Annotated in this window: 10 protein-coding genes; 6 read left to right on the top strand and 4 right to left on the bottom strand. The window is 65.9% G+C overall.

Annotated elements, in window-relative coordinates; genetic code table 11:
- The first annotated feature begins 96 nt into the window (after nucleotides 1-96).
- The 4 genes from era to SCA01S_RS03080 all read left to right on the top strand — a co-directional run bounded on the left by era (nucleotide 97) and on the right by SCA01S_RS03080 (nucleotide 4,460).
- Nucleotides 97-1,041 (top strand): GTPase Era, encoded by a 945-nt coding sequence (gene era / locus SCA01S_RS03095; RefSeq protein WP_022676336.1) that lies wholly within the window; start codon nucleotides 97-99, stop codon nucleotides 1,039-1,041.
- Nucleotides 1,042-1,082: 41 nt separating this feature from the next.
- Nucleotides 1,083-1,271, top strand: coding sequence for a hypothetical protein (locus SCA01S_RS03090; protein WP_062782746.1), 189 nt, complete (start codon nucleotides 1,083-1,085; stop codon nucleotides 1,269-1,271).
- A 24-nt stretch (nucleotides 1,272-1,295) separates the two neighbouring features.
- On the top strand, nucleotides 1,296-2,750 hold the full coding sequence (locus SCA01S_RS03085) for an ArnT family glycosyltransferase (RefSeq protein ID WP_062782743.1): 1,455 nt from the start codon (nucleotides 1,296-1,298) through the stop codon (nucleotides 2,748-2,750).
- 300 nt (nucleotides 2,751-3,050) lie between these two features.
- Nucleotides 3,051-4,460, top strand: a complete 1,410-nt coding sequence (locus SCA01S_RS03080; protein WP_245652422.1) for a glycosyltransferase family 39 protein — start codon at nucleotides 3,051-3,053, stop codon at nucleotides 4,458-4,460.
- A 40-nt stretch (nucleotides 4,461-4,500) separates the two neighbouring features.
- On the opposite strand, the gene topA is transcribed toward SCA01S_RS03080, so the two are convergent.
- From topA to plsY, 3 genes are all read right to left on the bottom strand, one after another.
- Nucleotides 4,501-7,083 carry a type I DNA topoisomerase gene (gene topA / locus SCA01S_RS03075; protein ID WP_062782737.1) on the bottom strand — a complete coding sequence of 861 codons (2,583 nt, stop codon included), beginning with the start codon at nucleotides 7,081-7,083 and terminating at the stop codon, nucleotides 4,501-4,503.
- A gap of 116 nt (nucleotides 7,084-7,199) precedes the next feature.
- A complete protein-coding gene (gene dprA, locus SCA01S_RS03070) occupies nucleotides 7,200-8,336 on the bottom strand; it encodes a DNA-processing protein DprA (protein ID WP_062782734.1) in 1,137 nt (378 codons plus the stop codon).
- Nucleotides 8,336-8,947 carry a glycerol-3-phosphate 1-O-acyltransferase PlsY gene (plsY, locus tag SCA01S_RS03065; RefSeq protein ID WP_022678265.1) on the bottom strand — a complete coding sequence of 204 codons (612 nt, stop codon included), beginning with the start codon at nucleotides 8,945-8,947 and terminating at the stop codon, nucleotides 8,336-8,338. Before plsY ends, dprA begins: the two co-directional genes overlap by 1 nt.
- A gap of 84 nt (nucleotides 8,948-9,031) precedes the next feature.
- On the opposite strand from plsY, the gene murI reads away from it, so the two are divergent.
- Nucleotides 9,032-9,862, top strand: a complete 831-nt coding sequence (gene murI, locus SCA01S_RS03060) for a glutamate racemase (protein WP_084390735.1) — start codon at nucleotides 9,032-9,034, stop codon at nucleotides 9,860-9,862.
- 312 nt (nucleotides 9,863-10,174) lie between these two features.
- Nucleotides 10,175-11,401 (top strand): 5-aminolevulinate synthase, encoded by a 1,227-nt coding sequence (gene hemA, locus SCA01S_RS03055; protein WP_062782731.1) that lies wholly within the window; start codon nucleotides 10,175-10,177, stop codon nucleotides 11,399-11,401.
- A 139-nt stretch (nucleotides 11,402-11,540) separates the two neighbouring features.
- On the opposite strand, the gene katG is transcribed toward hemA, so the two are convergent.
- A complete protein-coding gene (gene katG, locus SCA01S_RS03050) occupies nucleotides 11,541-13,766 on the bottom strand; it encodes a catalase/peroxidase HPI (protein WP_439646868.1) in 2,226 nt (741 codons plus the stop codon).
- Nucleotides 13,767-13,848 lie beyond the last annotated feature (82 nt).

The following is a 13,848-nucleotide window of genomic DNA, read 5'->3' as shown; positions in this document are numbered from 1 at the left end:
CGAGCGTCCATCCCCAATTCCGCCACTTTTTCCGGGCATTTTCCAGTGCCGCACCGGCCGCTTGTCGGCGGGCGCCATGAGGTTCATTCTGTTTCCATGATCGACACCACTTCCATTCCATCCGAATCCGGCCCCACTGAAACTGGCGGCGGGCAAACCTGCGGCCTGGTCGCCGTGCTCGGCGCGCCCAATGCGGGCAAGTCCACCCTGGTCAACGCGCTGGTCGGCCAGAAGGTCGCCATCGTCTCGGCCAAGGCGCAGACCACGCGCGCGCGGCTGATGGGCATTGCCCTGGAAGGCCAGGCGCAGATCATCCTGGCTGATACGCCGGGCCTGTTCGAACCCAAGCGCCGGCTCGACCGCGCGATGGTCAACGCCGCCTGGGAAGGCGCGAGCGAGGCCGACGCCATCCTGCTGGTGGTCGATGCGCGCAAGAAAAAGCGCGAATACCTCGAACCCATCCTCGCCTCGCTGGCCGGGCGGCCCGAGCGCAAGTTCCTGGTGCTCAACAAGGTTGATGCCAGCCCCAAGGAACCGCTGCTGGTCATGGCCGAGGCGCTGAGCGGCGAAGGCCAGTTCGACGAGGTGTTCTTCGTTTCGGCCCTGACCGGCGATGGCGTGCCCGAATTGAAGACGCGGCTGGCTGCCCTCATGCCGCCAGGGCCGTGGCACTATCCCGAAGATCAGGTCTCCGATGCCTCGGAACGCCTGCTCGCCGCGGAAATCACGCGTGAGCAGCTCTATCGCCAGTTGCACGACGAACTGCCCTATGACAGCGCGGTGCGCCCCGAAAGCTATCAGCACCGCCGCGACGGCTCGGTGGAAATCCACCAGCAGATCGTGATCGCGCGCGACAGCCAGCGCGGCATCGTGCTGGGCAAGGGTGGCGCCAAGCTCAAGGCGATCGGCGAGGCATCCAGAAAAGAGCTGGCCAACCTGCTTGGTGCGAAGGTTCATCTCTTCCTGCACGTTAAGGTGGAAGAGAACTGGGCCGATAGCCGCGAAATCTACGAGGAAATCGGTCTCGACTGGGTGAAGTAATGGCGCTTGACCCGCCGCCGGGGCTGGCGCAGCCTGCAAGGATGCTGACGGGACCGATGACCGCCTTTGACCAGACACCGCCGTACCTGCCGGGCCTGGCCATCATGCCGGTTTTCGCCGCCGCGCCATGCGCAGACCGCGCCACCGTGCTCGATCCGGAACACCCGTGCGCGAGGGGCGTTGTCGCCGCGCCGGGTAAACTCCAGAACGCAGCTGCGGCCCTGCCCTGACCGGATCGGATCGGACTGTCGCGAATGCGCAATTTTGCCGTGTTTTTCCTGGTTGCCTTCGTGTTGCGCGCGCCGTGGCTGGGCGATCCACTGTTTCACGCAGACGAGCAGTTCTACCTGCTGATGGGCGACAGGCTGTGGCACGGCGTGATCCCCTACGTCGATCTGTGGGATCGCAAGCCGCTGGGCCTGTTCCTTATCTATGGCGCGGCGCGGGCCTTTCCCGGCAATGGCGTGCTGGCCTACCAACTCATGGCGATTACCTGCGCCGCTGGCACTGCCGTGGTTCTGGCGCGCTGTGCCCGCCACCTGGCCGGGCCACGCGGCGCGCTGTTTGCCGGGCTTGCCTATCTCATCTACCTGATGGCGTTCAATTGCGGCATGGGCCAGGCCCCGGTCTTTTATGACCTGCCGATGATCGCAGCGGCATGGCTGGTGATCGGTGCCCTGGCCGATACGGCCGCGCCCACCATCGCCGGGCAGCGTTTCGGCCTGATGGCGCGCGGCTGCATGGCGATGGCGCTGATCGGCATTGCCTTGCAGATCAAGACCAGCGTGGTGATCGAAGGCATCGGGTTTGGCCTCATGCTGCTGTGGGCCGGCTGGCGGCGCGGCTGGGGTTGGCCAAGGTTGGCCGGCGCCGGCGCAGCGTGGATTGCCCTGGCACTGCTGCCCACAGCACTGGTCTTTGCCGCCTATGTGGCAGAGGGTGAAGCCCGCGCGTTCCTCATTGCCAATGTGGTGTCCATTCTGGGCCGCGGCCAGGATCTGGGTGAGGCTTCGTTCCGCCTGGCCAAGGTGGCGGCCGCGCTGATACCGTTCTATGTGGCGCTGGCGATGGGCTGGCGGATCGCGCTGCCCCGCAGCGAAAGCGAAATCGTGCGGCGTGCGGTGCTGATGTGGCTGGGCCTGGCGATCGTCGGGTTCCTCGCGCCGGGCACCTGGTACGATCATTACGTCGCCCCTGCCCTGATGCCGCTGGCGATCCTGGCGGCCCCGGCCCTCGATGGCCGCTGCCGCCCCACCGGCTGGCTGCGCCGCGTGCTGTTCGTTGTGCGCCTTGGCGCGGGCCTGGGCGCAACGACGGTGCAGGCGCACCGCTTTGGCAACACCACCGACCTGGACGAGGCAGCCGCCGCCATTCGCCCCCATATCGACGCCAACCACTGCCTCTATGTCTACGAAGGCGACAGCGCCCTCTACAGCGCGACAAATTCGTGCCTGCCCACGCGCTTTGCCTTTCCCGCGCATCTTTCCACCCGGTTCGAGGAACATGCCCTGGGCATCGATCCCACCGCCGAAGTGGAACGCATCATGGCCAGCCGCCCGGGTGCGGTCGTGATCGACGCCGCGCCAAACCCCTATGGCGCCAACATGCAGACCCGCGCTGTCGTGCTCCAGGCGCTGGCGCAGCACTATCAGCGGATTCGCACCATCACGCTAGGCACGCGATCATTCGCGCTGTTTGCCGCACGCTGACAGGCCACAACAATTACGTGTCAGCATTGCGACAATAATAGCCCATCCGCATTAAACGCGACGCTGAACGTTATATTGAGATAATAACAACCACTGCGCTTGATAGCCAATTTCCGAAGCTTTAGCCTATATAAATATAGCTGAAAACTTCGGAAATAAACGATGATCGATATCTCTGGCCTGTCCTTGATCGCATCGCGACCAGAATATCCTGTTGGGGTGAAATCAACGCCGCCTGCCAGGCTCGAATACGCTCGTCTCTTTGCCGAGTATTTTGGCCTCGCCCTCATCTTTCGACTGATGCTACTGGGCAACCCGCTCGTCCACGTCGATGAAGAGTTCTATCTCTTCATGGCCGATCGCTGGGCGCATGGCGCGGTGCCTTTCATCGATATCTGGGACCGCAAGCCACTGGGCCTCTTTGCGCTCTATCGGCTGTTCGTGAGCCTGCCGGGCGATCCCGTGCTGGCTTATCAGGTATGCGGCATTGCCAGCACGGCGGCTGCGGCGCTGGTCGTGCGGCGCCTGGCGCTGGAGCTGGCCTCGCCGCGTGGCGCCTGGCTGGCAGGCCTGGTCTATCTTTGCGCCATGCCCGCGTTCAATTGCGCGCTGGGTCAATCGCCCGTGTTCTACAATCCGTTGGTGGCACTGGCGGCGCTGTTGCTGTTGCGCGCATGGCAACGCGCCGATGGCGCCGATCTGCTGCGGCAAGGCGCAGTGATCATGCTGCTGATCGGCCTGGCGCTGCAGATCAAGTATGCCGCCGTGTTCGAGGGCCTGGCGATCGGCATCATGCTGCTGGCACTCGGCCGCAGGGTAGGCTGGCCCCTCCCCCGCCTGGCCGGCGCAGCACTGGTGTGGTGCGCCATCGCCCTGGCGCCAACCGTGCTGGTGCTGGGCAGCTATGCCGCGATCGACCAGGCGCACGCCTTCGTCTTCGCCAATTTCACCTCGGTACTGGAACGCCTGCCCGATGGCGCGCCCAGCTGGCGCCGGTTGCTCAAGCTGTCGGCCGGCCTGTCGCCGTTCGTGCTGTGCATCGCGTTCGATCCCCTGCGCCGCGCCGGGTGGAATGATCAACGCCGCGCGCTCGCCTATCGCCTGCTAAGCCTGTGGGCCGGGGCAGCGGTGCTGGGCTTCCTGCTGTTCGGCACCTGGTATGATCACTATGCCGGGCCATTGGTGGCACCGCTCGCCGTGCTGTCGGCCCCTGCCCTGGCGGCTGCGGCGCGCGCGGGCCAGCCGTGGCAGGCGCGGTGGAGCGGGCGCTTCCTGATCCTGGCGAGCGCGATCGGCGGCATCGTGGTCATGGCGGGTGCTGTCCAGAACCATGGCACGGCGCAGCAATTTCAGCGCGCCACTGCAGTGATCCGCAGCGCCGTGAACCAGGGCTGCTATTTCCAGTTCGATGGCGTGCCGGCGCTCTATCGGGGCGTGGGCGCCTGCGTGCCGACGCGCTTTGCCTTCCCCAACCACCTCAACACCTGGACCGAAAGCCCGGCGATCGGCGCAGACCCGGTGGCCGAAGTGCGCCGCATCATGGCGACGCGCCCCGCCGTGGTGCAGGTGTCGGAAAGCGCGCCCGAAGACCTCTACCTGCCCAACCGCGCCACACGCACGATCACGGCCCAGGCGCTTGCCCAAGACTACACCCGCTTTGCCGAGATCACGCTGGGGCAGGAACGCTACGCGCTCTATCGCCCCCGGTAGCCGACATGGCGGGCATCGTCGTGCCCGCCATGTCACAGGGTTATTCCGCCGCAGCCTTCTTGCGCGCCGGGGCCTTTTTCGCAGCAGGTTCCTTCTTGGCAGTCGCCTTCTTGGGCGCGGCAGCCTTCTTGGCTGGCGCCTTCTTCTTGCCCTTGGCCGGTCCCTTGGCGGCGCGTTCGTCGATCAGCGCAATGGCTTCGGCAGGCGTCAGGCTTTCGGGCTGCTTGTCACGCGGCAGCGTGGCGTTGGTGGTGCCATCGGTGACGTAGGGGCCATAGCGCCCAGCCATCAGCTTGATTTCGCCGCCAGAGGTGGGGTGCGGCCCGAAGGTCTTGAGCGGCTCGGCCGCCGTGCGCGCGCCGCGCCCACCCGCACCGCTGGCCGCCTCGGCCAGGCGCACCACCGCCGCGTTCATGCCCGTGTCAAACACCTCGGCAGTCGATTTGAGGCGGGCATACTTGCCATCGTGCGCCAGATAGGGGCCATAGCGGCCGATCGCGGCCGTAATCGGCTTGCCGCTTTCGGGATGCACGCCCACCTCGCGCGGCAGGCTCAGCAGCTTTAGCGCCCATTCCAGATCCAGCTCGGGAATATCCTTGGGGATCGAGGCGCGCTTGGCGTCCTTGCCCTCGCCCAGCTGGATATAGGGCCCGAACCGCCCGGTGCGGCGCGTCACTTCAAGCCCGGTCTCGGGGTCTTTGCCCAGGCCGGTTTCTTCGCCATCGCCACCCTCGCCATTGCCGCCCGGCTGGGCAAACTTGCGGGTGAACTTGCACTCGGGATAGTTGGAGCAGGCGATGAACGCGCCGAAACGGCCACCGCGCAGCGAGAGCCGCCCAGCCCCGCACTTGGGGCATTCGCGCGGGTCATGCCCGTCGGCGCGCGGCGGAAAGAGGTAGTCTTCCAGGAACACGTCCAGCTCGGCCGTAACCTCGCTGGGCTTCTTCTCCATGACCTCGTCGGACTTGGGTTTGAAATCGCGCCAGAATTCGGCCAGCACCTGCTTCCAGGCGGCACGACCACCGGAAACGTCGTCTAGCTCGTCTTCCATGCCGGCGGTGAATTCATAGGCGACATAGCGCTCGAAGAACCGCTCGAGGAACGCGGTGAGCATGCGCCCGCTTTCCTCGGCAAAGAACCGGTTCTTCTCGGTCCGCACATAGTTGCGGTCCTTGAGAACCTGCAGCGTGGCGGCATACGTCGACGGGCGGCCGATACCCAGCTCTTCCAGCCGCTTGACCAGGCTGGCTTCGGAATAGCGCGGGGGCGGCTGGGTGAAGTGCTGCGTGGCGTCAACGCCGTGCTTGACCGGGCAATCGCCCTTGTTGAGCATCGGCAGCAGGTTGCCGTCCTCGTCGTCGCCGTCGGCCTTCTGGTCGCGGCCTTCTTCATAGACGGCCAGGAACCCGGGGAACTTGATCACCTGGCCGGTGGCGCGCAGCTCGTGCTTGCCGGTGCCTTCGCGCAGGGTCACGGTCGTGCGCTCGATCGCGGCAGAGGCCATCTGGCTGGCCAGCGCGCGCTTCCAGATCAGGTTGTAGAGCCGCGCCTCATCACCGCTGCCATAGTGATCGCGGGTGAAATCGGTCGGGCGGATCGCCTCGTGCGCTTCCTGGGCGTTCTTGGCCTTGGTTTCATAGTGGCGCGGCTTTTCGGGCAGGAAGTGCCCGTTATAGCGGTCGGAGATTGCCCGGCGCGCGGCGTCGATGGCGCTGGGGTCCATCTGTACGCCATCGGTACGCATATAGGTGATGGCGCCCGCTTCATACAGCGTCTGTGCCACGCGCATGGTGTGGCTGGCCGAAAAGCCCAGCTTGCGCGCCGCTTCCTGTTGCAGCGTAGAGGTGGTGAACGGCGGCGAGGGATTGCGCCGCGTGGGCCGCACATCCACCTCTTCGACGCGGAACGTGCCCGCTTCCACCGCCGCCTTGGCCGCCAGCGCGCTGCCTTCGTCGCCCAGCGACAGGCGATCGACCTTGTTGCCGTCAAACTTGACGAGGCGCGCCACGAACGGCGTGCCATCGTGCTCCATCCGCGCGGCGACAGACCAGTATTCCTGCGCCTTGAACGTCTCGATCTCGCGCTCGCGCTCCACGATCAGGCGCAGCGCCACCGACTGCACGCGCCCGGCCGACTTGGCGCCGGGCAGCTTGCGCCACAGCACCGGCGACAGCGTGAAGCCGAACAGGTAATCCAGCGCGCGGCGCGCCAGATAGGCATCGATCAGATCCTGGTCCAGCTCGCGCGGCGCCTTCATCGCCGAGGTTACCGCCGGCTTGGTGATGGCGTTAAACGTCACGCGCGAGACATTCTTGGGCAGCGCGCGGCGCTTGGCCAGGAGTTCGCGCACGTGCCAGGAAATAGCCTCGCCTTCGCGATCAGGGTCAGTCGCCAGGATCAGGCCGTCGGCCTCCTTGGCGGCGTCGGTGATCGCCTTCACGCGCGATTGCTTGTCGCCGTACAGCTCCCAATCCATGGCGAAGTCTTCGTCCGGGCGCACGGACCCGTCCTTGACCGGCAGGTCGCGGATATGGCCGTAAGAGGCCAGGACCTTGTAGCCGGGGCCAAGGTACTTCTCGATGGTCTTGGCCTTGGCCGGGGATTCTACAATGACAAGCTGCATGGCGACTGGCAAAACGTCCTTACGCGTATACGTGCGTATGAGGGTGGGGGCGGTTGGACGGTGGCGTCAAGCCCCCGATTTTCAGCGACGGTTCAGGCGTGCGTTCAGGCAGGCGCTCAGGCAAGCGACACCCTCCCCCCGGCATGGCGCAGCAGGCGCCCGGCCAGTTCCAGTTCGATCAGCGCCAGTTGCACCGATCCGGCCGGCGCGCCGCTCAGCCGCACCAGTTCATCCACGCCAACCGGCGCGGTGCCGAGCAGCGCGACGATATCGGCCGGCGCATCGTCGGCCGGCGCGCTGTCGAGCGCCACGGGCGCGGCTGCTTCGTGAAACGTGGAGCGCGGCGTGCCGGTAAAGCTTTCGAGCAGTTCGATCACGTCGGCCGGGCTCTGTACCAGGATCGCGCCCTCGCGGATCAACTGGTTGCAGCCCTGGCTGCGGCTGTCGAGGGGGGAGCCCGGAATGGCCATGATCTCCCGCCCCGCTTCTGCCGCCAGCCGCGCGGTGATCAGCGAGCCGGACTTGGGCGCGGCTTCCACCACCACCGTGCCGGCGCACAGCCCGGCGATAATGCGGTTGCGCCGGGGAAAATGGCGGGCCTGCGGTTCGGTGCCAGGCGGCATTTCTGCCAGCAGCACGCCCTGCGCCACGATCTGGGCCTGCAACGCGGCATGTTCGGGCGGATAGATGCTGTCGAGCCCGCCAGCAATCACGCCAATCGTGCCGCCGCCACCCGCCGCCACATCGGGCAGCAAGGAGCCCTGGTGCGCGGCGCCATCCACTCCGCGCGCCAGCCCGGAAACCACGGCAAAGCCGGCCGCTGCCAGCGCGGCACCGAATTCACGGGCCAGCCGCATTGCCCCGGCTGAAGCATTGCGCGCGCCCACCAGCGCCACCGCCGGCCGCGCCAGCAACGCTGCATCACCCTGCATCGTCAGGATCGGTGGCGGCGTGTCGGTCTGCGCCAGCAGCGCGGGATAGTGCGGCGAATCATGAAAGAGATAACGCCCACCCAGCGCGCGCACCCTGGCCGCCTCTGCCGCGATGCGCGCCGCATCGGCCGGGCGATAGGGCGCCCCGCCCCGCGCCGCCAGGCTGGGCAAAGCCTCCACCGCAGCGCCGGCGCTGCCAAAGCGGCGCAGCAACTGGTAATAGGAAACCGGCCCCACGTTGGGTGAGCGCAGCAGCCGCAGCCGGGCCAGCGCCTCGTCGGACGAAAGCGGCGGCGCCGCAGCTTCGTCCGCGCTGGCCATCAGGCGGCGTCCCCGCCGGTGTTCTTCTTGCCGCCGATCTTCGGCTCGGTTCCTGCCAGCAGGCGGGCGATATTGGCCCGGTGCAAAAAGATCACCAGCGCGGCGATCACGGCCAGGACCAGCGCATAATCGCTGCGCCCGATGGCGAGCGCAGCCAGCGGCGCCACCACCACGGCGGACATGCCGCCGACCGAGGAAATCCGCACCAGCGCCAGCATGCCCAGCCACACCACGGCATAAGCCAGCCCGATCGGCCAGCCGAGGCCCAGTGCCACGCCCATGGTGGTCGCCACGCCCTTGCCGCCCTTGAAGCGCAGCCACAGCGGGAAGCAGTGCCCGATCACCGCCGCCAGCGCGACCAGCGCCTCGGTGCCGGGGGCATAGGCGCGGGCCAGCCACACCGCCACGCTGCCCTTGAGCAGATCGAGCAGCAGCGTGCTGGCCGCCAGCCCCTTGCGCCCGGTGCGCAAGACATTGGTGGCGCCGATATTGCCCGACCCAATCGCGCGCAGATCACCCGCCCCGGTCAATCGGGTGAGGATCAGGCCGAAGGGAATCGCGCCGAGCAGATAGGCCAGGATGCAGGCCGGAAGGGCAAGGTCATGGGTCACGCCGCCGCTCTTAGCCGTGGTTGCGCACAATCGAAAGGTGCCATGCCCTCCCTTTTTACCACCGTTATCGCTACAAGCGCGGCCATGACCGCTGCCGCCACCACTTCCGATCCAGCCATGCCGCCGGCCGACGCGCCGATCCTGATGTTCGATTCCGGCGTCGGCGGGCTTTCGGTGCTGGCCAAGCTGCGGCAGGTGCTGCCCCAGGCGCCGGTGATCTATGTGGCTGATAATGCGGGCCTGCCCTATGGCACCAAGACCGAGGCACAGATCGCGGCGCGGGTATCGGGCCTGCTCGGCCGCCTGACCGAACGGCTGCGTCCGCGCCTGGTATGCATTGCCTGCAACACGGCCTCCACCATTGCGCTGGCTTCGGTGCGCGAAGTGCTGGAGGTGCCGATCGTGGGCACGGTGCCGGCGATCAAGCCGGCCGCCGCGATGACGCATACTGGCGTGATCGGCCTGCTCGGCACGCAGGCCACCATCCGCCAGGGCTATGTCGATCGGCTGGAAGCAGAATTTGCCGCCGACAAGCGCCTGCTGCGGCACGGGGCGCCCGAACTGGTTGCCGCAGCAGAGGCGCAATTGCGGGGCCATGCGGTTGATCCCGCTGTGTTTGCCGCAGCAGCGCAGGCCCTGCGCGAACAGCCGGGCGGCGCCCAGATCGATACCGTGGTGCTGGCCTGCACGCATTTCCCCCTGGTGGAGCAGGAGCTGGGCCGCGCCTTCGGGCCTGGCGTACGCTTCATCGACGGCTCTGACGGCATCGCGCGGCGCATCGCGTTCCTTACCCAGGGCCAGGAATTTGCCCGCAGCGTGCCCGACCTTGCGCTGTTCACCCGCCTTGACGATGCCGTGGCCGAACTGGCGCCCACGCTGGCGGCACACGGCCTTGACCAGGTGGGCAAGGCTTGAGCGTTGCGCCGCGCCGCCTGGGGCATTTTGCCGCATTGACCTAAAGTGCAATCGCTTCGATCACTCAAACCGCAAAAGTCACTTGGCAAGACTTTACCGCGGGGAGTAGAAGCACCTGGCAACCCGCGACAAACGCCTTTTGGGAGAGAGGTGGCGGGCGCACAACAACGATGTGGCATTATCCAACCCGTGCATTCACCGCAGGATGGGATTTTGTTGCGATAAGACAAAGACGCGGCTGCCTGGCAGTGCTTCATCGCGAGGCAATCCGGGCCCAGCCGGTCAGCTGCAGGAACGAAGGAGCAGCAAGCAGTGAACTACGACCAGATTTTTGATGCTGCCATCGATCGCCTGCACTCCGAAGGTCGTTATCGCGTTTTCATCGACATCCTGCGCAACAAGGGCGCCTATCCCAACGCGCGCTGCTTTGCCGGCCACAACGGACCCAAGCCGATCACGGTGTGGTGCTCCAACGATTATCTCGCCATGGGGCAGCACCCCAAGGTGATCGCCGCCATGGAAGAAGCGCTGCACGATGTCGGTGCTGGCTCTGGCGGCACCCGCAACATTGGCGGCAACACCCACTATCACGTCGATCTCGAAAACGAGTTGGCCGATCTCCATGGCAAGCAGGGCGCGCTGCTGTTCACCTCGGGCTATGTCTCGAACGACGCAACGCTGTCCACGCTGGCCAAGGTTCTGCCGGGCTGCGTGATCTTTTCCGACGAGCTCAACCATGCCAGCATGATTGCCGGCATTCGCAATTCCGGCGCGGAAAAGCGCGTGTTCCGTCATAACGACCTGGAGCATCTGGAACAGCTTCTGGCGGAAACCGATCCCGCCCTGCCCAAGCTGATCGCGTTTGAAAGCGTCTATTCGATGGACGGCGATGTCGCCCCGATCCACGCGATCTGCGACCTGGCGGACAAGTACAACGCCCTCACCTACATCGATGAAGTCCACGCCGTGGGCATGTATGGCCCGCGCGGTGGCGGCATCACCGACCGCGACAACGCGGCCCACCGCATCGACATCATCGAGGGCACGCTGGGCAAGGCCTTTGGCGTGATGGGCGGCTATATCGCGGCCGACAGCCGGATCATCGACGTGATCCGCTCCTACGCTCCGGGCTTCATCTTCACCACTTCGCTCTCGCCGGTGCTCGTGGCCGGCGTGCTCGCCTCGGTTCGCCACCTCAAGGCATCGAGCGACGAACGCAACGCCCAGCAGGCCGCTGCCGCCACGCTCAAGCAGCTGTTCCGCGATGCCGGCCTGCCGGTGATGGACAGCACCACGCACATCGTCCCGCTGATGGTCGGCGATCCGGTGCGCGCCAAGAAGGTGTCGGACATCCTCCTCGCGGAATACGGCGTCTATGTGCAGCCGATCAATTTCCCCACTGTGCCACGCGGAACCGAGCGCCTGCGCTTCACCCCCGGCCCGGCCCACACCGAGGCAATGATGCGCGACCTGACGCAGGCCCTGGTGGAAATCTGGGAACGGCTTGAACTGGAAATGTCGCAGCGCCAGGCCGCCTGACGCTTTCATCCGCAAACACAGAAAAAGGCCCCCGGACCGCAATCCGGGGGCCTATTTCTTTAAGCCCCATCCTCTTCAGCGGATGGGGTTTGGGGATGGTGGAAACCAGGCACCAGCCCAGCCCCCACCTCCACCCATATCAGAACCGATCTGCGTTCATCACCTTGGTCCAGGCCGCGCCGAAATCGCGCACGAACTGTTCCTTGGCATCGTCCATGGCATAGGCTTCGGCCACGGCGCGCAGTTCGGAATTGGAGCCAAAGATCAGGTCCACCGTGGTGGCGGTCCAGCGCGGCTTGCCGCTGGCACGGTCGCTGCCTTCATAGAGGCCCGCTGCCTTGTCAGACTTCTTCCACACCGTGCCCATGTCGAGCAGGTTGACGAAGAAATCATTGCTCAACGTGCCCGGCTTGGCAGTGAGCACGCCATTGGCCGAATGGCCGGTATTGGCGTCAAGCGCGCGCATCCCGCCCAGCAGCACAGTCATTTCCGGCACGCTCAGGCCCAGCATGTCGGCTTTGTCCACCATGGCTTCGGCCGGGCCCTGCCAGTTTGACGGGGCATCGTAATAGTTGCGGAACGGATCGGCCACGGGTTCGAGCACGGCAAAGCTGGCCGGGTCGGTCTGCGCCTGGGTGGCATCGACACGGCCTGGCGTGAACGGCAGCGCCAGCGTGACGCCGCCCTTGGCCGCGGCCTGTTCCACCGCCGCATTGCCACCCAGCACGATCAGATCGGCCAAGCTCACCTTCTTGCCGCCCGGCGCGGTCTTGTTGAAGCCGGCCTGGATTGCCGCCAGCTTGGCCAGCACCGCGTCAAGCTCGGCCGGATCGTTGACCGCCCAGGCCTTTTCGGGGTTCAGGCGAATGCGCGCACCATTGGCGCCGCCCCGCATATCGGTGCTGCGGAACGTGCTGGCCGAAGCCCAGGCGGCGCGGATCAGTTCGCGCTGCCCCAGCCCGCTCGCCAGGATTTGCGCCTTGAGCTTGGCGATGTCACCGGCATCGATCATGGCGTAATCGGCCTTGGGCAGCGGGTCCTGCCACAGGAACGATTGCGCCGGCACGTCAGGGCCGATGTAGCGGCCCTTGGGGCCCATGTCGCGGTGGGTCAGCTTGAACCAGGCGCGGGCAAAGGCATCGGCAAACGCCTGCGGGTCCTTGCGGAACTTGAGCGCAATCGCGCGAAAGCTAGGGTCTTCCTTAACCGCGATATCGGTGGTGAACATCATCGGTGCATGGGTCACGCCAGCCAGGTGCGCATCGGGCACGATCTGCACGTCCTTGGCGTTCTTGGGCGTCCACTGCTTGGCGCCAGCCGGGCTGGTGGTGAGCACCCAGTCAAACCCGAACAGGTTGTCGAGATACTGCGTGGTGAACGCGATCGGATTGGCCGACCATGCGCCTTCCAAGCCGCTCGTCACGGTGTCTTCGGCGTTGCCCTTGCCGCACTTGTTCTTCCACCCGAAACCCTGGTCTTCCACCGGGCCGGCTGCCGGCTGCGGGCCAGTGCACTCGTCGGGCTTGTGCGCGCCGTGCGCCTTGCCAAAGGTGTGGCCGCCGGCGATCAGCGCCACGGTTTCCTCGTCATTCATCGCCATGCGGCCAAAGGCGCGGCGGATATCGGCCGCTGCTGCGATCGGATCAGGATTGCCGCCCGGGCCTTCGGGGTTCACATAGATCAGGCCCATCTGCACGGCAGCGAGCGGGCCCTTGAGCTGGCCATTGGCGCCGATACGGCTGTTCGCCCCGTCGAGCCACTTCTTCTCGCTGCCCCAGAAAACCATGTCCGGCTCCCACGCATCGACGCGGCCACCGGCAAAGCCCAGGGTCTTGAAGCCCATCTGCTCCAGCGCGACGTTGCCGGTCAGCACCATGAGATCGCCCCACGAGATCTTGCGGCCATACTTCTGCTTGATCGGCCAGAGCAGGCGGCGCGCCTTGTCGAGGTTGGCGTTATCTGGCCAGGAATTCTGCGGATCAAAGCGCTGTTCGCCGCCGGCCGATCCGCCACGACCATCGACCGTGCGATAGGTGCCGGCGCTGTGCCAGGCCATGCGGATGAAGAACGGGCCGTAATTGCCATAGTCGGCCGGCCACCACGGCTGAGACGTGGTCAGCACCTTGGCGATATCAGCCTTCACCGCCGCCAGATCGAGCGTCTTGAACGCAGCGGCATAATCGAAATCGGCGCCATAGGGATTCGATTTCACGTCATTCTGGCGCAGCGGCGACAGGTCGAGGCGAGCCGGCCACCAGTCCTTGTTGGTGGTGGCCGTGTCGCTGGCAGCCATGGCCACAGGCGCAGCCCCAGCAGGAGCGGTTGCTTCGGCATGAGCCAGCGATGTGCCCCAAGGGGCAATCATCGCCAGACACAAAGCGCCCAGCGAGCGATGAATATGACGCATTGCAACAATCTCCTGCGTTTTGATAAGACAAGCATAGGCG

The organism is Novosphingobium capsulatum NBRC 12533, assembly GCF_001598375.1.
Taxonomy (GTDB): Bacteria; Pseudomonadota; Alphaproteobacteria; order Sphingomonadales; family Sphingomonadaceae; genus Novosphingobium; species Novosphingobium capsulatum.
This window is presented reverse-complemented; position numbering and strand designations above follow the sequence as displayed.